Source organism: Spirosoma sordidisoli (genome assembly GCF_004138325.1).
Classification (GTDB): domain Bacteria; phylum Bacteroidota; class Bacteroidia; order Cytophagales; family Spirosomataceae; genus Spirosoma; species Spirosoma sordidisoli.
Genome location: NZ_SBLB01000003.1, coordinates 40,552 through 64,695 on the forward strand (window position 1 = coordinate 40,552; position 24,144 = coordinate 64,695).

Annotated in this window: 16 protein-coding genes; 10 read left to right on the forward strand and 6 right to left on the reverse strand. The window is 55.9% G+C overall.

Going from position 1 to position 24,144, the window contains the following annotated elements; genetic code table 11:
- Window positions 1-104 precede the first annotated feature (104 nt).
- Entirely contained in the window at window positions 105-782 is a 678-nt protein-coding gene (gene msrA, locus EQG79_RS12075; protein WP_077921088.1) for a peptide-methionine (S)-S-oxide reductase MsrA, read from the reverse strand.
- A gap of 155 nt (window positions 783-937) precedes the next feature.
- Here msrA and miaE point away from each other — a divergent pair, with 155 nt between their 5' ends.
- The 9 genes from miaE to EQG79_RS12120 all read left to right on the forward strand — a co-directional run bounded on the left by miaE (window position 938) and on the right by EQG79_RS12120 (window position 16,726).
- Complete coding sequence (miaE, locus tag EQG79_RS12080) at window positions 938-1,534, forward strand: tRNA-(ms[2]io[6]A)-hydroxylase (protein WP_077921087.1); 597 nt, start codon at window positions 938-940, stop codon at window positions 1,532-1,534.
- Between the two features lie 156 nt (window positions 1,535-1,690).
- Complete coding sequence (locus tag EQG79_RS12085) at window positions 1,691-4,690, forward strand: PD-(D/E)XK nuclease family protein (protein ID WP_077921086.1); 3,000 nt, start codon at window positions 1,691-1,693, stop codon at window positions 4,688-4,690.
- 575 nt (window positions 4,691-5,265) lie between these two features.
- A complete protein-coding gene (locus tag EQG79_RS12090) occupies window positions 5,266-8,397 on the forward strand; it encodes a SusC/RagA family TonB-linked outer membrane protein (RefSeq protein WP_129601622.1) in 3,132 nt (1,043 codons plus the stop codon).
- Between the two features lie 38 nt (window positions 8,398-8,435).
- Window positions 8,436-9,974 (forward strand): RagB/SusD family nutrient uptake outer membrane protein, encoded by a 1,539-nt coding sequence (locus EQG79_RS12095; protein WP_077921084.1) that lies wholly within the window; start codon window positions 8,436-8,438, stop codon window positions 9,972-9,974.
- 98 nt (window positions 9,975-10,072) lie between these two features.
- On the forward strand, window positions 10,073-13,447 hold the full coding sequence (locus EQG79_RS12100; protein ID WP_240699346.1) for an FG-GAP-like repeat-containing protein: 3,375 nt from the start codon (window positions 10,073-10,075) through the stop codon (window positions 13,445-13,447).
- A 282-nt stretch (window positions 13,448-13,729) separates the two neighbouring features.
- Entirely contained in the window at window positions 13,730-14,407 is a 678-nt protein-coding gene (locus EQG79_RS12105) for a response regulator (protein WP_129601624.1), read from the forward strand.
- Window positions 14,404-15,780: a sensor histidine kinase gene (locus EQG79_RS12110; protein ID WP_129601625.1), complete on the forward strand. Its 1,377-nt coding sequence runs from the start codon at window positions 14,404-14,406 to the stop codon at window positions 15,778-15,780. Before EQG79_RS12105 ends, EQG79_RS12110 begins: the two co-directional genes overlap by 4 nt.
- A gap of 56 nt (window positions 15,781-15,836) precedes the next feature.
- On the forward strand, window positions 15,837-16,070 hold the full coding sequence (locus tag EQG79_RS12115) for a hypothetical protein (protein ID WP_077921080.1): 234 nt from the start codon (window positions 15,837-15,839) through the stop codon (window positions 16,068-16,070).
- A gap of 128 nt (window positions 16,071-16,198) precedes the next feature.
- Window positions 16,199-16,726: a CopD family protein gene (locus EQG79_RS12120; protein ID WP_129601626.1), complete on the forward strand. Its 528-nt coding sequence runs from the start codon at window positions 16,199-16,201 to the stop codon at window positions 16,724-16,726.
- Window positions 16,727-16,737: 11 nt separating this feature from the next.
- Here the strand turns inward: EQG79_RS12120 and EQG79_RS12125 are convergent, their stop codons facing one another.
- The gene (locus EQG79_RS12125; protein ID WP_129601627.1) at window positions 16,738-16,923 is read right to left on the reverse strand and encodes a rubredoxin; all 186 of its coding nucleotides are present in this window, start codon (window positions 16,921-16,923) and stop codon (window positions 16,738-16,740) included.
- 569 nt (window positions 16,924-17,492) lie between these two features.
- Between EQG79_RS12125 and EQG79_RS12130 the strand changes: the two genes are divergently transcribed.
- Window positions 17,493-17,624, forward strand: coding sequence for a LuxR C-terminal-related transcriptional regulator (locus tag EQG79_RS12130; RefSeq protein WP_129601628.1), 132 nt, complete (start codon window positions 17,493-17,495; stop codon window positions 17,622-17,624).
- A 29-nt stretch (window positions 17,625-17,653) separates the two neighbouring features.
- Here EQG79_RS12130 and EQG79_RS12135 read toward each other — a convergent pair whose 3' ends face one another.
- From EQG79_RS12135 to EQG79_RS12155, 4 genes are all read right to left on the reverse strand, one after another.
- Window positions 17,654-18,604, reverse strand: coding sequence for a Brp/Blh family beta-carotene 15,15'-dioxygenase (locus EQG79_RS12135; RefSeq protein ID WP_129601629.1), 951 nt, complete (start codon window positions 18,602-18,604; stop codon window positions 17,654-17,656).
- Between the two features lie 111 nt (window positions 18,605-18,715).
- Complete coding sequence (locus tag EQG79_RS12140) at window positions 18,716-19,489, reverse strand: bacteriorhodopsin-like (protein ID WP_129601630.1); 774 nt, start codon at window positions 19,487-19,489, stop codon at window positions 18,716-18,718.
- Between the two features lie 932 nt (window positions 19,490-20,421).
- Window positions 20,422-22,896 (reverse strand): TonB-dependent receptor, encoded by a 2,475-nt coding sequence (locus EQG79_RS12150; protein WP_129601631.1) that lies wholly within the window; start codon window positions 22,894-22,896, stop codon window positions 20,422-20,424.
- A gap of 20 nt (window positions 22,897-22,916) precedes the next feature.
- Window positions 22,917-24,128 carry a DUF4249 domain-containing protein gene (locus EQG79_RS12155; protein ID WP_129601632.1) on the reverse strand — a complete coding sequence of 404 codons (1,212 nt, stop codon included), beginning with the start codon at window positions 24,126-24,128 and terminating at the stop codon, window positions 22,917-22,919.
- Window positions 24,129-24,144 lie beyond the last annotated feature (16 nt).

Consider the following 24,144-nt stretch of genomic DNA (forward strand, 5'->3'; position numbering starts at 1 on the left):
TACAGCTCGAACGGTTGCAGACTACCCGGTCAGGGGCGGTCCGGACTAGTTGGGAGTAAGCTGGTAAACCAGCCACTGTTCCAGACCGCCCTCGATCGGGGTGTTTAGTTGGGCTTCTTCAGCCAGCTGGCCATGCGTTCGCGGAACTTCTCTACTTTAGGCGTAGACACCGAGCTGACATAAAGCTCGTCGGGGTGGGTATAATAGTAGCCCTGGTGATAGACTTCGGCCGGGTAAAAAGCCCGGAACGGTACGACCTGCGTCACAACAGGTCGGCTGTATCGACCCGATTCATTTTCGCGACGGATGGCGGTTTCGATACTGGCTTTCTCGGCGGGGGTCCGGTAAAAGGCAATGGACCGGTATTGCGTGCCTACGTCGGGTCCCTGCCGATTCAGCGAGGTGGCGTCGTGGCCGATGAAGAAAGCTTTGACCAGCGTATCGAACGGAATGACGCGCGGGTCATAATAGACCTGAATCGATTCGGCATGGCCGGTCTGATCGGTGCCGACCTGTTCGTAGGTGGGGTTCTCCAGCTCGCCACCGGCATAGCCCGAAACGACCTCGCGCACCCCGCGCAGCGATTCAAACTGGGCTTCGGTACACCAGAAGCAACCGGCTGCGAACGTGGCTACGGCTTCGCCGGATTGCAGCTCAGGGAGTTTGGCCGGGCTGGTATCTTTGGGTGAGTTGTTGGTAGATGACTGCTGCTGGCAGCCTGTCATCAGCAAGGCCGCTACCAGCAGGGAAGCAGTGGTCAGAAAAGCACGGGTTGTTGTCATACCTGATTAACACCAATCCGCAGCCGCAGGTTGCAGTGGAATTGATCGAACCATACGAAGCCGAAAGGGGCCGTCGACTGACTGGTAAATAGTCGGCCCGGACCTGTTACCTTTGCTTTTTATTGATGGTCACAGTCTGAACTGGCCGGTTGATTATGAGCTTAACGACGCTTGGTCTCGAACTACCTACTGACCCCCGCTGGGTAAACATCGCCGGGATGAACATCGGCGACATCCTGATCGATCACGCTTACTGCGAGCAGAAAGCGGCTTCATCCTGTATCTCCCTCATCGTCAGTTATTCCGATAAGGAAGAGCTGGTTGAGGTGCTGACTCCCGTTGTAGCCGAAGAGTGGGGGCATTTTCAGCGGGTGCTGAAAGAACTCCGGAAGCGTAATATTCCCCTGGGACGCCAGCGCAAAGACGAGTATGTAAACCAGCTCCGCAGCCGACTGCGCCGGTCAACGGGCGATCAGAACGAACAGCTGATGGACAACCTGCTCATCAACGCCCTGATCGAAGCCCGCAGCTGCGAACGCTTCAAACTCCTCTCCGAGCATATTGCCGACGAGAGCCTGCGGAAGTTCTACCGCGAGCTGATGATCTCCGAGGCAGGCCACTACCGCAATTTTATCGAACTGGCCGAAACCTACCTGCCCGCCGACCGGGTCCGCGAACGCTGGAAAGAGTTTCTGGCCGTGGAAGCCGATATCATGGCGAACATGGCCGTGCGGGGCGATCGTATGCATTGAGACTCCTGCTCAGCCGGTTAGCCCGCATAGGGGCCTGAACAACGTTGCCGACGGGGGCAGGGATACCGAATTTATACGGGTCATAGGCCAGATGTCGGGGGTGGGGGCGTTATCTTTACTGATTCACTCACCGACTGTCTATCCGACAAGTACTGAATGACGTTTCTTCAACAAACGGCTCGACGCATTTTTGACACCCACGGTCCCAGTCTCCGCGATGTGTGGGTCATATTGCCTACCCGGCGGGCTGTTTCGGTATTTCTGGATGAGCTGGCCGCTTTGTCAGACCGTCCATTCCTGGCTCCGCACGCTCTCGCCGTCGACGATTTTATCACCCAGGCCGCCGGGGTGCAGCTGATCGACTCGGTCAGTCTGGTGTTCGAGCTCTACGAGGTCTTCAAAGAAATCGATCCGCTGGTAGAGTTCGAGCAGTTTATCGGCTGGGCCAATGTCTTGCTGACGGATTTTGACCGGATGGATCAGTACCTGGTCAATCCCCACGAACTGTTTAGCTACCTGACGGCGGCCAAAGCCCTCGAGCGCTGGCAGGTCGACATGCCTTCGTCGGCCCAGCCCCTGGTCGAGACGCCCGGTACAGCCCGGTATTTTAAACTTTTCGAAAACCTGCAGGCTGCGTACCACGCCCTCCACCAGCGGCTCAATGAGCAGGGGCTGGCTTATCGGGGTATGGCCTACCGGCTGCTGGCTGAACAGGTCGAGCCGTTGGTTCGCGACAACCTGGCCTACGAACAACTCTATTTTGTGGGGTTCAATGCCCTCAGCCGGGCCGAAGAGCAAATGATTCGGGTGTTGGTCGACGCCAGCAAAGCCGAACTGATCTGGGATGCCGACCTCTATTATATGGACGACCGGCGGCAGGAGGCCGGGGAGTTTCTGCGCCGGTACCGCGACAATGGATGGTTCTTCTCCCGGCAAAACCACGCCGACCTGCGCAACGACTCGAACAACCTGCTCGGTACCGACAAAAACATCCGTGTTATTGGGGTTCCCAACGCCAGTATGCAGGCCAAAGTAGCCGGCAAACTATATCGGGACTGGAGCGATAACGCCAAGAGGGATACCGGAGAGGAGCAAACTCGGTCAACGCACCCGCGGACGGCGATCGTGCTGGCCGACGAAACCCTGCTGGTGCCGGTGCTGTATGCCCTCGACGAAGGGGTTACCGACCTCAACGTAACCATGGGTCTGTCGCTACGATCGTCGCTGCTGTTTACCCTGGTTGATACCCTGTTTGAGATGCAGCGGACTGTACACGAGTTCCGCACCCGCGACGGGCGGGATTTGCGGATTCCGAAGTTTCACCACCGCCACGTGGTGAAGGTACTCAACCACCCCTTTGTTAAGCAGTACGAACGGATTCAGCAGCTGGAGTGGCCCGGCGGAACGGATGAAAAAGGCGTGGTCGAGCCTCCCGAACCGCTGTTTCAGTGGATTGCCAGAACCATCGTAAAAGACCAGCGCGTTTACCTGACCGAAAAAGAACTTCACGAGCTGGGGCTGAACGATCCGCTGGTTCGGGTGCTGTTTACCCGCTGGCCCAGCGACAACCCCGCTCGCGCCATTCAGACCTTCTACGAGCTGATCGATCTGCTGCGCGATGTGTATCGGGTTAGTCAGGACGCTATCGAAATCGAATACCTCTATCTGTTCTATACGCTGCTGCAACAGCTCGAAACCACCCTCGACCGGCAGCGATCCGACGGGCGAACGACCATCACGCTGAAAAGCTTCCGTCAGTTTTTGTATGAGCTGATTCGACAAACCAGTATTCCGTTCACCAGCGAAGGCCGTAGCTCGCTGCAGATTATGGGGATGCTGGAAACGCGCGCCCTTGACTTTGACCGGGTTATCGTGCTGTCGGTCAACGAGGGCGTGCTGCCACAATCGCGCCGGCTGAACTCGCTGATCCCGTTCGATATTGCCCAGGAGCTGCAGCTGCCTACCTATCGGGAGCAGGAAGCCGTTATGGCCTATCACTTCTACCGGCTGCTCCAGCGGGCCAGCGAAATCGTCCTGATTCATACAACCTCGACGGATGCCTACGGGAACAGCAAAGGGGAGCCCAGCCGGTTTGTACGGCAAATTGAACACGAGCTGGTGCCCCGCTCTCAGGGACGCATCCGGCTTACCAAACCTTCGGTGCGGTTTGGTCCCGTTGGAGCCGATAAGTTACCCGGCCTGACCGACCTCCAGGTGCCTAAAACCGATTCGATCCGGGCCGACCTGATTACGTTGCTGACGACCCGGGGGCTGTACCCGTCGTACCTGAACCAGTTTGTGAGCTGCTCCATGCGCTTCTATTTCAGCCGGCTCGTGAAGATCAGTGAGGAAGAGGATATCGAAGAAAAAATGGGCGTTACGGACTTCGGAAACTGGATGCACCTGGTTCTGGAGCGGCTCGACAAGGAATACCGCCTGCTCAACAAACCCATCGACGAACTCTTGATCGTGCAGTTGCTCGAAGAGGAATTTGCCCGGACTATGAAAGGGCGGGTGATGGAATCGGGCATCAATTTGCTGCTCTACGACCTGGCCAAAAAGCTGATGCTCGATTTTCAGCGGCAGCAAAGTGAGCTGAGCGGGCTTACGGTCATTGGCTCCGAACAGACCCTCGATACCTACATCGATGTGCCCCTGAACGGGCGGCAGCTACACGTTCGGATTGCCGGCAAGATCGACCGGATCGAGCAGTACGGCGGGCAAATCCGGATTGTCGATTATAAGACGGGCAAAGTCGATCTGCCCGACAAAACCCCGAAAGACCTGGCCGACAAACTGCTTAACGATGGGTCGGCCGATAAGATGCGGCAGCTGTGGATGTATCGCTATCTAACCCTCAAAAACATCCGCGACTACGGCGGACTGCCCCGCAATAAAGACATTGCCGACGTGTTTCCTGCCCAGGGGATGACGGTTGAGGCTGGCTTCTATTCATTTCGGGATGTACAGGGCGGTTTCAAGTCAAACCCGGTGCGCTTCGATGAAAACGATGATCCTGAGCAGTACATTCAGGATTCAGAGAATTTACTACGCCAGCTGATCCAGCGCATGTTTGACCCCAGCGAGCCCTTCCGCAAAACCGATCAGCTCGAAACCTGTCAGTACTGCGATTACAAAGGTATCTGCGGCCGATAAGCTTGTCATACTATTTCTTTCCAGGGAGTCGCCGTTAGGTGACTCCCTTTTTATTTCCTGAGGACTGTTTACCTGATCCATATCTATGACATAATGTGGATATAAGTATAAATACTTACTAAATTAATTCATTAGAATTTTTGATACTCTAATAAGTATAATAAGTGATTATACTTATTAGAGTATTTATGTTAAAACTTCTATATGTCAAAGAGTAGTCGAAGAGAGAATTAAAATTGGTATTATTAAATTATTTATTAAAATAACGCTAAATAAATTTAAAAATTTATTTTAAATAAAACAATATAATTAAGGAGTTGACTTTTTCTGTTTTAAGATTAATCTACTTTCTTTGCAACAGGGCCATGCAATCGGTATAAAATAGTATTAATTAATGTATAAATATAATATATAGGTGTTATTATGTGCTATTTTAACTGTTATCAGCTGCAAAATTATGTATTTAACTCATTTCAAAATTATGTATTAAGACTTAAGTAAAGCGTGATTTATTTGATCTTTCTATAGTGCTTTTTGCTTACCAATGTGCTTTTACTAAAACCTAATCCCTATTTATGCAACAACACGTTACTTCAACAGCGGGCGGTGGTTGTGGATGGCTGAGATCAGTCCGTACCACACTACTGATCGGGCTTGTAATTCTGGCAGGCTCAGCCTTTGCCCAGCAATTGACTGGTACGGTGACTACCGAATCGGGTGACCCTCTACCGGGGGTAAACGTAGTCGAGAAGGGTACCTCGCGCGGGGCTACTACCGACAAAAGCGGAAAGTACAGCCTGTCCGTTAGCCGTCAGGCCACACTGGTGTTCAGTTTCATTGGCTATACCCGTCAGGAAGTCGTCGTAGGTAATCGCTCCGTGATCGATATCAAAATGGTGGTTGACCCGCTGGCGCTGAACGAGGTGATTGTAGTTGGCTACGGTACCCAGAAGAAGTCATCGCTCACGGGAGCCGTATCTTCGGTGACGCCCAAGGACCTGCGCGCACTTCCGGTAATCAGTCCGGTACAGGCGCTGCAGGGGCGGGTGCCGGGTGTTTCGGTCACCAACAACAGTAGCCCGGGTAGCGAACCGGTGGTTCGGATCCGCGGGGTCGGCTCGATCAGTCTGAACCCTAACCCGCTCTATGTGATCGACGGTATTCCTTCGGGTGGCCTGAATAACATCGACCCCAAAGACATCGAGTCGCTGGAGGTTTTAAAAGATGCCAGCGCGGCTGCTATTTACGGGTCGCGGGCGGCTAACGGGGTTATTCTGATTACGACCAAAAAAGGCGCTACCAACGGCAAGCTGACCATTAATGTCGATTCGTACTACGGCTCGCAGTCGGCCTGGCGCAAGCTGGACCTGCTCAACAGCCAGGAGTATATCAAGTACGGTACCGCCCTGCTGACAGCCGCCGGCCAGCCGGTTCCGGGCCGTTTCTCGAACCTGAACGTTCCGATTTATGACGGGGCGTCTACCACCTTTGCGCAGACCGAGACCGACTGGCAGGACGTCATGTTCCGGGCGGCTCCTATCCAGGACCATCAGATTTCTCTGTCGGGCGGCAATGCTACGTCTCGTTTTTATACCTCCCTGGGCTATTTCAGCCAGGACGGTATTCTGCCGTTCACCAATTACAATCGGCAAAGCTTCCGGATCAACTCCGATCATAAGGTCAACAAATTTCTGACCATTGGTCAGACGATGCTGGCGTCGACCGATTTCCGGCGGCTCGAGCGTGATGGCGGTGGCCGCAGTCTGCTGATGAACATCATGCGGATGACCCCGTACTGGCCCGTGCGGGACCCAACAAAAATTGGCGGATTCAGCACAACGGCGCAGGGACTCGACGCTACCGACCCCGAGAACCCGCTGCGCGTGGCTGAGCAGGAGCAGCAGTTCCAGACCGACCGGGGCTTCAAACTGCTGGGTTCGATCTTCGCCGACGTTAAGTTCACCGATTTCCTGCGGTACCGGTTCACGTTCGGAGCCGACTATGCCAATGCACGCTTTAACGGGTTTCTGCCGATCTACAACGACGGTAACCGGAGCCGGGTCATTGCGAACGTGAATGAAAACCGGAGCGAATTTTTCTCGTCGGTGATGACCAACCAGCTCACCTTCGAGAAAACCTACGGCAAGCACTTTATCAACCTGACGGGCGTGGCTGAACGGCAGCGCAGCCAGTCGCGGTCCATCAGCGCCAGCGGTCAGCGGCCCGACAATAACATTCAGGTTATTCAGGGCGTGTCGAACCCGAACGGTAACAGCAGCTTGTCCGAAAACCTGCTGATCTCGTACGTAGGCCGACTCAACTATGAGTTTGCCAGCAAGTACCTGATCGGAGCCTCGATTCGTCGCGACGGGTCGTCGAAGTTTGCGCCGGGACGCAAGTGGGGTACGTTCCCGGCGGTTTCGGCAGGCTGGCGGCTGAGTGAAGAATCATTCATGAAGAATATCCCGGCCATCTCCGAACTGAAACTGCGCGGTAGCTACGGCCAGACCGGCTACAACGCCATTGGTGACTACGACTGGCAGCCGCTCATCCAGGCGAACAATACGATCTATCCGTTCGGGAACCAGACTCAGCTGGGCTCCTACTTCAACCAGCTGGGCAACAGTGATCTGAGCTGGGAGGTTACCACCATGAGCAACATTGGTGTGGACGCATCCCTGTTCAATAACAAAATCAGCCTGAGCGCCGAGGTTTACAGCCGGCAAACCGACGGACTGCTGCTGCGCGTGCCGCTACCCGAATCGCAGGGTTACTCTGTGAACCCGCTGGCTAACGTCGGCAGCATGCGCAACCGGGGTTTTGAACTGACGGCGGGCTATAACTACTCCAGCCGGAACTTTAACTGGAACCTGACCGGAACCTTCGATGTAACGCGGAATAACGTGCTGAGCCTGGCGACGCCAAACGCCAACATCAACTCCGGCTCGAACGCTGACTTCGGCGGGTTCGACATTACCCGTACGGAAGTAGGGCAGCCGATTCAGTCGTTCTATGGCTGGGTGGTCGATGGTATTTTCCAGAGCAAAGAAGAGGTTGACCGCTACAACGGCATCGATGGCGACAACAAAAGTTTCTATCAGAATGACAAGACGGCGGCAGGGGATATCCGGTTCCGCGATCTGGACGGTAATGGCAAGATCGATGCCAACGACCGCCGGTACCTGGGCAGCTTCATTCCCAAGTTCAGCTACGGCCTGAACTGGTCGGGTAACTACAAGAACTTCGATTTTACGGTGTTCTTCCAGGGCGTACAGGGAAACAAGATCTACAACGGAACCAAAGTCATCGGCCAGGGACAACTCCGGCTGTTTAACGCCACGACCGATGTCCTTAATGCCTGGACACCCCAGAATACCAACACCGACGTACCGCGCTCGATCAGTGGCGACCCGAACCAGAACTCACGCACCTCAGACCGCTTCCTTGAAGATGGATCGTATCTGCGCCTGAAGAACCTGAGCATCGGCTATACCATTCCAGCCGCCGTCATTGGCAAGCTGACCGGCAATGTGCTGAGCAAGACCCGCGTGTACGTGTCGAGCCAGAACCTGCTGACATTCACCCGGTATACGGGCTACGATCCGGAAGTGTCGTCGAGGAACTACAACCTGCTCAACAACGGTATCGACTATGTACAGTACCCGCAAGCCCGTACCGTTATGGTCGGTATCAACCTGGCCTTTTAATGAACCATTCACCTGCATTTTTGATCTGAAAAGTCATCATGAAAAAGACAATCCTCTGCGCTGCCCTGCTGCTCGGCATTGGCATCAGCTGTAGCGACGACGAACTGAACAAGGTGAACCCGAATGGCGTAACCTTCGATACGTACTTTAACAACGCGGACGAGCTGACGGCCGGTGTCAACTCGATCTACGCGCTGGTTCAATCCAACAGTCTGGTTTCGCGGGAGTGGTTTTTTACCCACGACCTGCGGGGCGACGAAATGGCATCGGGGGGCGGTCAGCTCGAAACGCCCCGTAACCAGCTGCTCATTGGCGTGCACGACACGGGTAACTCGGTGTCGGGTAGTGTGTGGCGGGGCTGGTACCGGACCATTCACCGGGCCAACGTGGTCATTGAAAAAGGCGGCTCCCTGACGAGCGTTACCCCCGCCGTACGCGACCGGCTCCTGGGTGAGGCCCGGTTCCTGCGAGCCTGGGCATATTATGAACTGGCTACGCTGTACGGGGGAGTGCCGCTGTACAAAGAATTTGCCAAGTCAGTCGACGGGGCATTGGGGCGTTCTTCGCAGAAGGAAGTGTATGATTTCGTCATTGCCGACCTGAAGACGGCTGAAGCTGGTTTGCCCACTACCTACGACGCCAGAAACCTGGGCCGGGCCACCAAAGCCGCAGCCCAGACGCTGCTGGCCCGCACCTACCTCCAGCTGGGCGATTACACCAACGCCAAAGCTGAACTGCAGAAAGTAGTCAACTCGGGTCTGTACAAGCTGGTCGATGAATATACGGATCTGACCAACGAAGAGGGCGAGTTCAACACAGAGTCGATCTTCGAGGTCGTCTACGCCCCTTCGGGCGGAGCGTACAACTGGGGTGGCGACAGCGATGGGTCGGCCGTACAGGAAGAAACCGTACGGACGCAGGAATACTCGGCCATTGGCTGGCGTAACGTTATCCCGTCCAACAAAATCCTGAACGCCTACGAGCGGGTGTCGGCCGGCGACGCCAAAAATGATCCGCGCTATACCTTCTCCTATTGGGTAGAAGGGGATAAATTTAACAACGGCACCAGTGTATTAACCCCCGACCGGGTGCAGGGAAATGCCTCGGTTGTCGACGGCAAAACGATAAAGGTCAGCTGGCGTAAATATTCGGTCCTCTACAAGATTGATAACGGCTATGCCCAGAGCGGTATCAACATGCGGATCATGCGCTATGCCGACGTGCTGCTGATGCTGGCCGAATGCGAAAACGAGACCGGTAACCAGGCGGCTGCCATCAGTCTGATGAACCAGGTTCGGGCCCGGAAGTCGGTCAGCATGCCCCCGTACCCGACCAAAAACTATCCCTGTGCCAACCAGAGCCAGGTGTTTGATGCCATTGTCCACGAGCGGATGGTTGAACTGGCAGCCGAACAGGTCCGCAACTTCGACATCATCCGCTGGCGCAAGAACAAGAAGCAGAAGTCGGAGCCGCTGTCGTATTTCATTGCCAACAAGCACGAGTTGCTGCCGATTCCACAGGTTGAACTCGACAACAGCCCGGCTCTCGATCAGAAAGACCAGAACCCCGGGTACTAAGCCCGTCTGATCGTTGGTCCTTAACCCGAGTAGACTCCCTTCCCGAACTGATTTGGGAAGGGAGTTTATGTTAGTAACCTTGCTGGATAATGTATTCCATGCCGAAAGCGCTTGTTCTTTTTAGTATCCTGATGGCCGGTGGTTTCGTCGGGTGCCAGCCCAAACCGGAGACCCTGTTCGATACAATCGAAGCCAGCGAGTCGGGAATCGACTTTGCCAACACCCTGACGCCGTCGGACTCGCTGAATGCGTTTACGTTTACCAATTTCTACAATGGCGGAGGAGTGGGCGTGGGCGATTTTAACCACGACGGCAAGCCCGATCTGTTTTTCACCGGTAATCAGGAGTCGTGCCGACTGTACATCAACCAGACACCGGCCGGGTCGTCTGATTTTCGCTTCGCCGACGCTACCGATGCGGCCGGACTCAGAACCCGGCGCTGGTGTACGGGCGTATCGGTCGTCGATATCAACCAGGACGGCTGGGACGATCTGTACGTGAGCGTAGCTGCGCATCCGGCCCTGCGCGAGACTCGCAACCTGCTGTTCATCAACCAGAAAACAGCTTCTCCTACCTTCCGCGAAGAAGCGGCTGCCTACGGGCTGGACTTTGCAGGATACACGACCCAGGCTGCTTTTTTCGATTGTGATCTCGATGGTGACCTCGATGTGTTCCTGCTCAACACGGCCCCCGATCTGCAGAACCCGAACTACCTGCGCCCGGCCATCAACAACGGAACCTATCCGTCTACGGGTCGACTGTATCGTAACGAAGGCGTCGGACCAGCCGGGCACCCGGTCTTTCGCGACGTGTCGACGGCTGCCGGCATCCGGTACGAAGGGCTGGGACTGGGCGTGGTGGTATCGGACCTGAATCAGGACGGCTACCCTGATCTGTACTGCTCCAACGACTTCATCAGCAGCGATATTCTGTACCTCAACAAAGGAGCCAAACCCGACAGTCAGGGAACGTTTCAAAACAGCATCCGGGCCTCGATGGCTCACACCAGCCTGTACGGTATGGGCATCGACGCGGCCGATATCAACAACGACGGGCGCATCGATCTGATGCAGCTGGATATGCTGCCCCGCGACAATGCCCGGCAGAAGATGATGCTGGGCGCGCCCGATTATGACAAGAAAGAGCTGAGCCTGTCGCCCCAGTATGGCTACCAGCTCCAGTACATGCGCAACACCGTTCAGATAAACCGCGGACAGGCCAGTGGCGTCCCCACCTTCGGCGAACTGGGTTTGCTGGCTGGCCTGGCCCAGACCGACTGGAGCTGGACAACCCTGCTGGCCGACCTCGACCTGGACGGTTACAAGGACGTATTTGTGACGAACGGCTATCGGAAAAACGTAACCGACCGCGATTTTATCAGCTTTACGGAAGAGTTTGGCACCTTCGGAACCGACCAGGCCCGCCAGGAACAACGGAATAAGCTGCTTCAGAAAATCCCCGAAATCCGGCTGCGCAATTACGCGTATCGCAATCGAAGCAACCTGTCGTTCGAGGATGTATCGGCCAACTGGGGACTCGACGAACTGTCGTACGCGAACGGAGCCGCCTACGCTGACCTCGATAGCGATGGCGACCTTGACCTGATCGTGAACAACATCGATCAGGAAGCGTCGCTCTTTCGTAACAACAGCCGTCAGCGGCTGAAAAACGGGTATCTGTCGCTCGCATTCGAGGGCACCGCTGCGAACCGGGCCGGTATCGGCGCAACCGTAACGGTCTGGGCAGGGGGCAAAAAGCCGGTGCAGCAGGTGCTGGAGCAGTTTCCGGTACGCGGGTATCTATCGTCGGTCGGTAGGGGGCTGGTAATCGGGTTGGGTACGGCGTCTCAGGCAGATTCGATACGGGTCGTATGGCCAGGTGGGCTGACCGAGATGCGGTACCAGGTAGGGGCTAACCAGCGGCTGGTGTTTCGGGCTGCCGATGCCCGATTGCGGCCCGAACGAGTACAACCGTCGGCGGCTCCGCTGTTCGAACGGCTACCTGCCGGCACCGACTTTGTTCATCAGGAGTCAGACTTCGTTGATTTCAAAACCTACCCGGCCCTGCACAAAATGCTCTCGCGGACGGGAGCGGCAGTGGCGGTGGGTGACCTCAATGGCGATGCGTACGATGACATAGCCGTTGGGGCGTCGTACCGGGGCAGTGGGGGAGGCCTACTCTTCGGGCAGGCCGATGGGCGGTTCAGACGAGTCGACTGGATGCCCAATACGCCCATGGAAGTGGGCGCTGTACTGCTGTTTGACGCCGATAACGATCATGATAACGACTTACTGGTTGTCGGGGGGGGCAACGAACGCCCACTGTCGGTAGCGGAAGCATTCCAGCCAGTACTGTATCGAAATGATGGGGCTGGTCGCTTCCAGGCAGTATCTGCGCTGCCCTCACTGGCCGTCAGCAGCCAGACCGTACGGGCCGTTGACTTTGATCGAGACGGCGACCAGGACGTGCTGATTGCGGGTCGGCAGGTGCCCGGCAAATACCCCTTGCCAGCGTCTGGCTACCTCCTTCGTAACGACCGGCAAGCGGGTGGGCCGCTGCGGTTCACCGACGTAACGGCTCAGCTGGCCCCCGACCTGGCCAACCTGGGTATGGTCTGTGATGCGCTGCCGATGGATGTCGACGCTGACGGCGACGAGGATCTGGTACTGGTCGGTGAGTGGATGCCCCTGACGGTGCTGGAGAATCGGAACGGCCGGTTCAGCAGAAAAGCCACGACGCCGTCGGAAACCCCTGACACGTCGGCCGGTTGGTGGAACTGCCTGGCCAGTGGCGATTTTGACAAGGATGGAGATCTGGATCTGATGCTGGGCAACGAGGGGCTAAACACCCTGTACCGGGCGTCGAAAAACGAACCGATCCTGATTTACGGCAAAGACTTCAACCAGGACGGTCTCTTCGATCCTATCATGGGGTATTTCATCAACGGAACCCGATACCCGGCGCTGCCCCGCGATGCCCTGAACCAGCAGGTCATCCAGTTTCGGCGGAAGTTTCTGCGCTATGCCGACTATGCCGAGGCCCAGTTCAGTGACCTTTTTTCGGATCAGGAACTCCAGGATGCTTTTCAGGGGCAGGCCACCGAGCTTCGAAGCTGCTATGCCGAAAACAAAGGGGGTGGGCGATTTACGCTGCATCCGCTCCCCGGTCTGGCGCAGCAGTCACCTATCTTTGGCTTTGTCGTCGCTGACTTCAACCGGGACGGCCATCTGGATGCCCTGGCTACCGGTAATTGCTATACGAACGAAGCAAACATGGGGCGTCAGGATGCGTCGCGGGGGGTATTATTGAGCGGGAATGGCCGGGGGCAGTTTGCAGCGATGGAGGCTGGCGAAACCGGCTTCAGCGTAACGGGCGATGCACGCCGTACGTACTGGCTCCGTAATCCGGACCGGCTGGTGACGGCGCTGAGCAACGGCCCGCTCGTCATGCACACCTGGCGCCGGCCCCGCTGAATACAGGCTGCCATACGAACCCGGTCGAGGCCGGGTTTTGGCCAGAATACCCTTGTAGTCTACTAGTTACATAAAAAAAGCTGGTCGTAGTGCGGCCAGCCTTTTTGGTTTGAATACAACCTGAATTGAAAAAAGCAATGAGTGTGGGAGCCTGTCAGGACATCCGATGAATCAAAATTGGTAAATAGTAAGATTAAATACAACAATTCGGATAGATATAGTTTTCATGGTCCCTGAACAAGAAATTGCAGGTTCCGGTTGGTAGTACTAAACAGCAACGGTATGAAAATTCTGGTGGTCGAAGACGAGCCCAAAACCCTGCAGGCGATTCAGCAGGGCCTGGAAGAAAGTCAGTTTGAGGTAGATGTCGCGTATGACGGGCTGATTGCCAAACGGCTGGCAATGAAAACGACTTATGCCCTGATTATTAGCGACGTAATACTGCCTGGCCTGAATGGCTTCGAACTGGTTAACGAACTGCGCCAGCATGGACTAACTACACCGGTTTTACTCCTGACGGCCCTGGGAGAGACAGAAGACAAGATAAAAGGATTTGACGCCGGGGCCGATCAGTACCTGACCAAACCCTTTCAGTTTGCCGAGCTGCTGGCCCGGGTGCGGTCGCTGACCAAACGCAGCACCCTGGTGACCATGACGGCCCAGACACTCCGCTACGCCGGTATCGAAATGAACCTCGATGCCAAGACCGTTAGTCGCGACGGACGGCTAATCGACCTGACCGCCCGCGAATTCGCTCTTCTGGAATACCTGATGCGAAACCAGGGTCGGGTCCTATCGAAACCCGATATTGCCGAACGGGTGTGGGATATTAATTTCGATACGGGTACGAACGTGGTTGAGGTGTATATCAACTACCTGCGTAAAAAAATTGACCGCGACTTTCCCACCAAACTCATTCATACCCAGTTCGGAATGGGTTATGTCCTGAAAGAAGAATGACCATTCGTACACGCCTGACGCTTCGCTTTACGGGCTTGGTTTCGGCCATCCTGGCGCTGACGTTTGCGAGTATTTACGGGTTCTGCTGGTATTATATCTCGTCCGACTTCTACCATCGGCTCGATCGGAAGGCGAGTACATACGGCGAGTTGCTCCTGCGGCAGAAGATGGAACCCCGGTTGCTCCGACGGGTGAGCCAGTTGCGCAAAGATCAGCTGCCCGACCAGAAGATTACCGTTTATAACGTGCGGGATGTGCCGGTCTTCATGACCAATGACGACCTGCGGCTGGGTATGCCGGCGCGCGAGCTACAGGCTATCCGCAAACAGGGTAAACGGGATTTTCGCTGGCAGCGATACTATGTGTCGGGTATCCGGTATCAGGTGCCGGACGGTGATTTTGTGGTGCTGGCTTCGGCCCGAAACGTGTACGGCGACCGGTTTCTGCGTACAATGCTCTGGACCTTTGGCGGGCTTTTTCTGGCGATAGTAGGCATCGTTGCCTTTGCTGGCCGGCTGTATGCGGGCGATGCGCTCGAACCGATGCAGCAGATCGAGGAGCAACTGACCGATATCTTTCCAAGAACCATGCACGAGCGGCTCCGGATCAGCCGGGAAGACGATGAGATTAGCCGGCTTTCGGCCACCATCAACCGGCTGCTCGACCGGATCGAAGAGTCGTTTCGCCTGCAGCGCATGTTTGTGGCCAACGTCTCGCACGAGTTGAAGAACCCGCTTACCCAGATCAGTTCGCAGCTGGAAGTCAGCCTGCTGAACCGGCGCGAACCCGAGGCCTATCAGCGCACCATCCGGTCGGTGCTGGAAGATGTTGGTCACCTGTCGGCGCTGACCCTGGAGTTGCTGAAACTGTCGCAGGTGAACGACGCCGATCCGGCCCGTCTGCTGACCGATACGATGCGGCTCGACGAGGTAGTCTGGGATGTGCGGGATCATGTCAACAATCTTAACCCGGCGTACAGGGTGACGGTCGACCTGGGCGAACTACCCGATGATTTTGACCGGCTGACCGTGGCTGGCAGTACTACCCTGATCCGAACGGCGCTGATCAACCTCACCGAAAACGCCTGTAAGTTTGCCTCCGATGGCCAGGCTGCGCTCCGGGTCGAGTTCGAAGGCGACTGGGTCTGCGTCAGCGTGAGCAACCAGGGGCAGCCCATCCCGGCCGATGACCTGCCGTATATTTTTCAGCCTTTTTACCGGGCCAACCCCACCGCCGACGTACGCGGTTACGGGATCGGCCTGCCCCTGGTCGAACAGATCGTTCGTCTTCACCAGGGTCGGCTGTTTGTGCGGTCAGCCGATGGCGAGCCCACCGTGTTTCGGATCGAGCTGCCCCGCCAGCCTGATCTCTAATGAAATTCTAAGGTACAACTTAGCCCATTTTAAGAAGTAGGGGTGAATTTTGGGGTATGTTACGACTCACCGAAAAAGCCCGCCCATCGAACAGGCCAACCGGAAAGGCAGACGCTGATCCGATTCGCTTCGACGATCATCAGCCGCGGCAACAACCGCCCGTTAACCCGCCCGCGCCCGTCCCGGTGAAAAGCCGACGACCCGACTGGCTGTTAATACTGATGATTGGTTTGTTTTTGCTGGCTTTGCTGATCGTGTGGCTCGTTGACATACCGGCGTTGCTGGACTAGTTACTTTTCATAGTTGTTTTAGGTGATATGAATCCTGTCGGTGCTAGAACAACCGGCAGGATCTTTTTATATCGGTTCGTCGAGTTGCCGTATATTCGTCCTGCACCCGTGCTCGACCGAGCTGATTTATGGCATTTCTGTACAGCAAATCCCTCCACATCATTTTTGTCGTGACCTGGTTCGCAGGTCTGTTTTACATACCGCGTTTGTTCATTTACGTTACCGAGGCCGAGTCGCTGGCCGAGCCGGGCCGGCGCGTTTTGCAGGACCAGCTTCGACTGATGCAGCGCCGGCTGTGGTATGGCATTACCTGGCCATCGGCGGTGGTTACCCTGGCGCTGGGCCTCAACACCTGGTACCAGTACGGCGCTACCCCCGACTGGCTTATTTACAAACTAGGTCTGGTGCTGGGCTTGTACCTCTACCACGGCTCATGCCACGTTCTGTTCCGGCAGCAGCAGCGCGGAGAGTTGCGCTATACGTCCAACCAGCTCCGGATCTGGAACGAAGTAGCTACCCTGTTCTTATTCGCCATTGTATTTCTGGTCATTCTAAAAGATGCGCTGAACATGCTCTGGGGCATGCTGGGCCTGTTTGCGCTGCTGATCGTGCTGCTGCTGGCGATCCGACTATACCGGCGGATTCGAAAAGCATGATCCAGTCGCCGTTAGAGCACCGCCGGGTCCGGTAAGGCTACCGCCACAAAATCGGTTTTGGGGGCGTCGCAGGTCGGACAGGTGTAGCCATCCGGCAGGTTATCGAAGGAAACACCAGCCGGTATGTCGCTGAGTACATCGCCATACCGATCATCGTAAAGGGTGAAGCAGTGGGGACACTGATGGCATGGTGACACTCATAGTATGGTTTCGCGGAATTCACCAGTGCGGATGGACAAGCGTGCAGCCATTGAGCCGAAAGGCCACCGTAAAATGATTGTCGCGCCGGTACAGGTCCAGTCGAGGCCGGTGTCCGTATCGGTTGAATCCTCCGTAATTCGGCAGCGAAAATTTGGGTAAATCAACAACCCGCGTATCGGGCTGGGTAATGATCGATTAAGTATCGGCAACGACACTGTACAGGGTATCCTCAACCTGATGCGCATGTCAGGGATCGATGTAATCTGAGTAGTATCCCAGCACTTTCAACAGATTCGCATCCTGAACTTCAGCATATAGCCTAATACCGATTTCATACTTAGTACAGTTTAGAATGGGGCCGCCGGCTCTCTGCAGGAAGACAGCAACGAAGAAGAGATCCTGCGCGCCGTCCGGATGGTAGCCACCGGTGATATCTATTACCCATCGGCTGCATCGTCGGTCATTATCCGGCATCCGGTCCCGCCCAGCGTACCCGGCCGCCCGGTTCGATCTGGACTAAGCTGACCCCTGCGAAGAATAGATTCTGACCTGCCTGACCGAGGGGATGAGCAGCCGGGAAATAGCCGACCGATTCGACATCCGCGCCAATACGGTCGCCAACCAGCGGGCCAGCATCATCCGGAAAGCCGGGGTGAAAAATACGGTTGAGCTGATTCGGCTGGCGCTGAAGAAATAGCTCAACCGCAGCCGCGATGCCTGCCGGGGTTACCGGTCCAGCTGCGTACGCATGCCATGGAGAGCAAACAGATGGGGCAGGGTGATGACCGAGAGAAAAATAAACAGCAGCGGCAGCGGATCCCACAGGCGGGTGCTGAGGTGCCACCAGCCGAAAAAGAGCAGTAAACCAGCCAGCGAGAGGGCCGTAAAGGGGACGGCCCGAAGCCAGATCCGCTGGCTGGTCGATCGAGCTGGCCCCGCAGGTTTCAGGTAGTCGCCAATGGCCTGGAACGAACTGAGTGCATGCCAGCCTCCGAAATACAGACCGAACGAAAGCAGCAGGGGTAAGCAGGATCCTACGGCCAGTATGATGACCAGCTGAGTCAGTCGCAACCAGTCAACAGCCACCGGGTTGACCCAGATCGATAGCCCCAGTAAACCGCTTACAAGCAGCACGGTGCCTATCAGGAGTAGGTGCGTATGACTGACTGCCGTCTGCCATATCGATGCCGTTAGCGTATCGTAACGGGTTATGCGCGCCAGAATGGGCGTTACTTCCTCGGCATGGGCCAGCAGAATAAACGAGATGACGAGAACGCCGGCCACCAGCCGTGTCAGGGTCCAGAGAATCGAAGCCGGAACCCGCTCAATGTCGGTTTCGCCAAAATGCCAGGCTGAGCCAACCAGAAATAAAGCCAGGCTAAACGAAGGAAACAGGGCCCATAGTAAGCCGTAGGCCGTCATCATCAGTACATAGCCAGCTATAAAGCGGACCCAGGAAAACGGCTTGCCTAGGCGTTGCGCGGTCTGACGACTCACCAGATGGTCGAGAGCCCCGTGCGGAATACCCGCCCCAAACAGCAAACCCGTGAAGATGAGCCACTGGGCGGGCAGGGGAATACCACCGGACATCAGTTGCCAGCCTGTCAGGCCAAGGCTCAGCCCAATCAGGAGATTGGCTGGCCGATAGGCAGCACCGGTCAGGGGGTAGGTCAGCATAGGTACGGTGGTATGGTATGGGTTCTGGTTTGGGGAAGCTGGCCAGGCCAATTGTACAGCCACGAGCGCTCCCACTGGTAGAAAGCGCTCGTGAAACTGCCAGAAAGCGGCTTACAGCTGTCCTACCGGACTCTGAGACTGCTGAACGGGTGCCTCATGGTGAGCCTGCGAATTGGCTACTGCCGCCGAATAAACGACCAGCCCAAAGCCAATTTTGTTGATGGCATCGCCAATGTTGTACACCAGGTCAATGTTCAGGGACAATCCACTGAGCAGGCCACCCGGAATCAACATATACCCAATTGGATAGATAGCCCAGCCAACCAGTACGAACCAACGGAGCAGCGATACCGCTTTCAACGTAGACGCATCGTTTGAGGCCACGGCAATTTTCTTGACATCGCCCAGGTAGATTTCGTACAGAATACCCACGTAGCCAAGGGTAGAAACAGCCCCCCAGAGTGCACTGCTCGGCCGGTCGAGCGACTCACCGACGTAACCGAAGACCAGCATCCAGACCGAATACGCTATCAGTTTCCACATGGTACTCACCTTACCGCCAAAGGGCTTGATGATCATGTAAAACTCGACACACATAAGCGGGACCGTGAGTGTCCAGTCGATGTAGCGAAACTCCGTTGGCGACTGGCCGCTGGCCAGATACTGATCACGCATGTAGAAGTAGTGCACAGCAGCAATCATGGTAATAAGTCCCGAAATGGTCAGGGAAGTTTTCCAGTGGCCTTCTACCTGAGATCGCTCCAGGAAGAAAAATATTGAAGCTGCGAACATGGCCATGTAGCCCGTAAAGAAGGTGAACCCAATTACGTCACCTGGTCTTAGTTCGCCCACCAGCAGGAGGGTAGAGAAGGGTAATGTTTCCATTGGCTTGTGTAGTAAAAGTTAAGAAAATAGTGAGTACTCAATCAGTGATTCTGATTTACAGACACTAATGAAGTGTGAACGACAATTGTTTAATTTTTTTTCAAAAAAATTAAACAGAATCAATAGTATATCCCGATAGGAAAAAAGGGGTTGATGACTCGCTAAGCAGGGTAAGCATGCCAAAAGGGCGATTTCCTGATGTGGAGAGCCTAAAACGCCCTCGGGACCAACCCTGACATGCTGTCCTGATTGGTCCCGAGGATGGAAAAAATACGGAAAAATCGGTTGGCTGTCGCTAGCAGTAAAAAAAAGTGATCAGCTTATAAAATGCTGAAAGTAAGAAAGTTGTTTCCTTGAATTTATACGACATATATCCCTGCATCAGGGTATCTAACCGCTAGTAAGCTGAAATGTCTCCCGGTGCCCGAATCGTCAGTTCGTCCTCAAAAGGAACCGTAACCGACGTGACGCTCCTCAGGTTTGGATACTCACGCATGAAACGCTGATGCGCTGCGTCTGGATTGACATTTAGATAAGCTTTCCGGGTGGGCTTTGGTGAGACGGACCCATAGCCAGTAATGATGATCAAGGTGTTGGTACTCATAATTTTAGATCTGGTTTGATTGGGTAGACTTGACAAATAGGATCAGTTCGGAATGGGGGTAATCAGGCACTTGACGGGTGCGGAAACGGGGGCAGTTGAGGTAAGATGAAGTAGCTTCGTAGAGCAGAAAAGCGGTGTAGCCGGATCGGACTCGACAGATGAAAGAGCAGTTAGACTGGTATGTGGATAACGCTCTGAAAATGAATAAGTTTTTTTAGCGGTCACAAAGAAAAGTTATTTCTGTAGCGTTTATGCCGACCAGGCTCTGATAGTATGGGTCAATTCGGCAGTCTGTTTATTTTTTTTGAGAAAAAAATAAACAGACTGCTTAACGGAACGTGAAGTTATACGTCAGGGTTGGGATGGGTGTCGCGAAGATTTGCAGCTGGTAAGCCTGCGTCTTGCCGTTCTCGGTCCGGAAGAAGGCCGAGTAGGTGTTCCGGCGCGCGTAGAGGTTATACACGGTAAACACCCAGCTACCCTGCCAGCGCCGGTTCTTCAGGCTGGGGTTGGTAATGTTCCAGGAGAAATCGAGCCGGTGATAGTCGGGTAAGCGGGCCTGATTACGCTCGCTGTAATAGGGGAACTGGCTGGGTTCAATCGATCCAAAATCGGTAACCCCATTGATCAGTTCGGAGAGGGAGCCCCCGTTGGCCGGCGACTCATTGCTTTGTAAGGAGACAAAACCGTTAGGGGCAGTATAGGGCCGTCCGCTACTGTAGGCAAAGGTGAAACCAAAACTGTTGTTCCGGTTCACGGTGATCGTCATCGATGCGTTGAGCGTGTGAGGTCGGTCGTAATTGGCGGCATACCAGTTGCCATTATTAACCCGCTCCTGAAATGTGGGCCCCTGATCGACCTTATTCAGCGTTCGGGCATAGGTATAATTGACCCAGCCGGTCAGTTCGCCTTTTTTGCGGGCCAGCATGACCTCCAGGCCATACGCCTGGCTACGCCCCTGAAGCAGCTGGGTTTCCGGGTAGGCCTGCAACAGGAAGTTCGCGCCCGGTTTGTAATCGAGGGCCTGCCGGGTGGTGCGATAGTAGGCTTCGAGCAGCAGGTCGTAGACGTTATCCTTGAAATTTCGGAAGTAGCCGGCCGTAACCAGCTGGCTAACCTGGGGCCTGATGTGGGTGTCGCTGGTTTTCCAGCGGGCAGTGGGGAGCGGGGTCGTCGTATTGGTGACGACCTGCAGGTACTGCCGCATCAGATTGTAGCCGAACTTCATCGACGAGCTGGCCGATAGTTCGTAGCGTATGCCGAGCCGGGGTTCCAGGCCACCGTAGCGCTGGCTTACCTGACCCGCTCCGTACCGCGTGGAGTCGACAACCGAAAAATCGTCGACGGGCTGCCCCGGTGCATAACGCCGTACCACACCCGGGCCCATAGCGCCGAACAGCGAATAGCGCAGGCCGGCCGACACGGCCATTTTGGTCGAGAGGCTCCATTCGTCATCGGCATACACGGCCAGTTCGAGCCCTCGTTCGGTTGGGGTGCTAACGGGGTTGACCCGGTCGCTCGTACCCGGTAGCAGCGACCCCGGCTCTACCCGGTAGTGGGTAGCGTTAAGTCCGATCTCGAGTTTCTGGTCCTCCTGCTGAACGTTGAGGCTGGTCTTGAGCTGACGCTGCCTTATGCCGGACCGAATGGTTACGACGTTGGTCGAGTTGAGTTCGGGTAGCTGGATTTTCGGTACGTAATAAGTCGACGAAAGGGTAGTCTGCAGGTTCAGCCGGGGCGACAGCACCCGCAGCCAGCGGGCCATGCTGTTCACCGTCTGATGGTCGTACTGGGTGGCGGTGGCGTTGATGTTCGGGATACTCCCCAAAAGCTGGGTCTGAAAAAAATCCTTGCTCATGTACGTCATGGCCGTCAGCGTGTTGCGGTCGTTGATCCGCCAGAATCCTTTCACGACCAGGTCGCCGAACTGCGCTTTGATGCCCGCCAGCCGGTCCGATACCAGGGGCAGCAGGAAATCGTTGAAGGCCCCCCGGCCCGACACCAGGATGCCCAGCCGGTCTTTTATAATGGGTATATCGGCCGTTAGCCGGTTCGAGACTACGCTTACCCCGCCCGTAAGCCGGAACTGGTCGAGGCTGGGGTTGCGCAGGGAGATGTCCATGACGGAGGCTGTCCGGCCCCCGTAACGGGCGGGCACGTTGCCTTTGTACAGATCGAGTCCGTTTACCGCATCGGCCGGGAAGATGGAGAACAGACCGAACATGTGCGACGGGTTGAAGATGGGTGTATCGTCGAGGAGGATAAGCGTCTGGTCGGTGGTGCCACCCCGGATGTTGACCCCGTTGGCAGCCTCACCCACGCTGGTAACCCCGGGCAGCATCTGCAGGCCGCGCAGGAGATCGACTTCACCCAGCGCAGCCGGTAGTTTTCGGAGGGTTTCGACGCTGATCTGACTGACGCCCAGCAGGGGCTGCCGAACGTTGCGGTCGAACCCTTTGCTCGTCACTACAACTTCTTCGAGCTGACTGGCCACCAGTACCAGTTTAACCGGCAGCTGGTAGTCGCTTTTCAACTGGAGGCCTATCCGAAACGGTTTGTAGCCAACATAACGCACCACAACATGGTGGTTCCCTTCAAACACATCGACCGAAAACCGGCCGGCTGCATCGGTATTGATGCCACGCACGGACTTGTTGAAATCGACCACCACCGATGCGCCGGCCAGGGGCTGGTTGGTCGCCGAATCGCGGACGGTTCCGCTGATGGTGACGAGCGAGGCCTGCCCGCGGGCTGCCGTGGCGAAGAGGAACCCGATTAACAGAAGGCGAAGGCCGGTGAGCATACAGGTGGCTGGTCAGCGTCTTATTGCCAGCCTTCCGGCTGTACGTTGGTACGGGTAGGACTGGGAATACAAACCGCCGAGGGAACCCCAACCCCATAAACGGGTGGGTTGCCGCGCGACGTTTCAATATTCGGATAACGGCGGTTCTGGGCGTAGAACAGGCCCCGGTAGTTGCCCAGCGGCACATTCCGGCGACTAAGCCAGTAATGGTTGATGGCTACCGACGAAGCTGAAAAATACCCAACCACATTCTCAGACGGGTCGGTCAGGTTGCGAACGTTGCCGACGGTGGGGGCGGGGGGCGTATCGACGAGGGTGCCGGTGTTCTGGGTTTGTTCTTCGAAGAGCCGGTAATATCGATAGGCACCAACCGTCAGGGATAACTGCTCGACATCGACAACGGCTGGTTCGCGCTGATAGACGGGGACCTGGGCTACGAGCCGGCCTACCTGTGGCCGCCCGTTGGCGTACACATCGGCAAAGACGTTGACGCGGGTGCTGTAGAAGATATCCCAGCAGGAGCCGCGACAGATGTAGTCGTAAAAATTATACACCCCCAGGGTACTGTCCGGAACGCAACCGATCACCCGGATCGGGCCGGTGCCTACCGGGCCAATATCTTCGAGGATATACCGTCCCTGCTGGCAGGACGCGCACCATTCCTGCGCTTCGAACACCCGGGTGCGCCAGAGGTAGAAATTCGGCTGGCCCGCCGGGTCCTGAAAATCGACAAAGATGTCGTTGCTGGGCGTATACAGTTCGTTGGCAAACCGGCCCGGCCCCTTCGGATTGAACTGATCATATACCCGCTGAATAGCCGGAACTGCCACCATCGTCTCGACGGTCGATTCGTAGCGGGAGCCGTTTGCCGTCTGAAACCGAAGCTGGTAACTGTCGCCTACGCGGCCGCTGAAATGGCCGGGCTGAAGTTCGTAGCGGCCCGGCTGGGTCTCGGTCAGCAGAACGGTCTGCGTGCCGTTGATTATAAGTTGCACCTGAGCCTGGCTGACGGGAGTGCGGGAGCTGCTGTCGCGGGTCGATGTCGACTGGCTGAGGGTGATGGCCTGGGTAACGGGCTGATCGGTCAGGATGCCTTCAACTACCAGCAGGGTCGTGTTGGGGGTAATGGTCGGGTCGAACGTAGCAACGCAGGTGCTGAGGCCGATCACGACCGCAAGCAGGGCAACAACCCGAAAAAGTCTGGATGAGCCAGACGGCCAGCCGGTATACATACTTAACCAAGTATTC

Coding starts and splice junctions, on each gene's coding strand:
- EQG79_RS12130 (WP_129601628.1), top strand. CDS start 17,493: ATGAGCAGCCGGGAAATAGCCGACCGATTCGACATCCGCGCCAATACG.
- EQG79_RS12115 (WP_077921080.1), top strand. CDS start 15,837: ATGTTACGACTCACCGAAAAAGCCCGCCCATCGAACAGGCCAACCGGA.
- EQG79_RS12095 (WP_077921084.1), top strand. CDS start 8,436: ATGAAAAAGACAATCCTCTGCGCTGCCCTGCTGCTCGGCATTGGCATC.
- miaE (WP_077921087.1), top strand. CDS start 938: ATGAGCTTAACGACGCTTGGTCTCGAACTACCTACTGACCCCCGCTGG.
- EQG79_RS12135 (WP_129601629.1), bottom strand. CDS start 18,604: ATGCTGACCTACCCCCTGACCGGTGCTGCCTATCGGCCAGCCAATCTC.
- EQG79_RS12090 (WP_129601622.1), top strand. CDS start 5,266: ATGCAACAACACGTTACTTCAACAGCGGGCGGTGGTTGTGGATGGCTG.
- EQG79_RS12100 (WP_240699346.1), top strand. CDS start 10,073: ATGCCGAAAGCGCTTGTTCTTTTTAGTATCCTGATGGCCGGTGGTTTC.
- EQG79_RS12150 (WP_129601631.1), bottom strand. CDS start 22,896: ATGCTCACCGGCCTTCGCCTTCTGTTAATCGGGTTCCTCTTCGCCACG.
- EQG79_RS12140 (WP_129601630.1), bottom strand. CDS start 19,489: ATGGAAACATTACCCTTCTCTACCCTCCTGCTGGTGGGCGAACTAAGA.
- EQG79_RS12120 (WP_129601626.1), top strand. CDS start 16,199: ATGGCATTTCTGTACAGCAAATCCCTCCACATCATTTTTGTCGTGACC.
- EQG79_RS12155 (WP_129601632.1), bottom strand. CDS start 24,128: ATGTATACCGGCTGGCCGTCTGGCTCATCCAGACTTTTTCGGGTTGTT.
- EQG79_RS12110 (WP_129601625.1), top strand. CDS start 14,404: ATGACCATTCGTACACGCCTGACGCTTCGCTTTACGGGCTTGGTTTCG.
- EQG79_RS12085 (WP_077921086.1), top strand. CDS start 1,691: ATGACGTTTCTTCAACAAACGGCTCGACGCATTTTTGACACCCACGGT.
- msrA (WP_077921088.1), bottom strand. CDS start 782: ATGACAACAACCCGTGCTTTTCTGACCACTGCTTCCCTGCTGGTAGCG.
- EQG79_RS12105 (WP_129601624.1), top strand. CDS start 13,730: ATGAAAATTCTGGTGGTCGAAGACGAGCCCAAAACCCTGCAGGCGATT.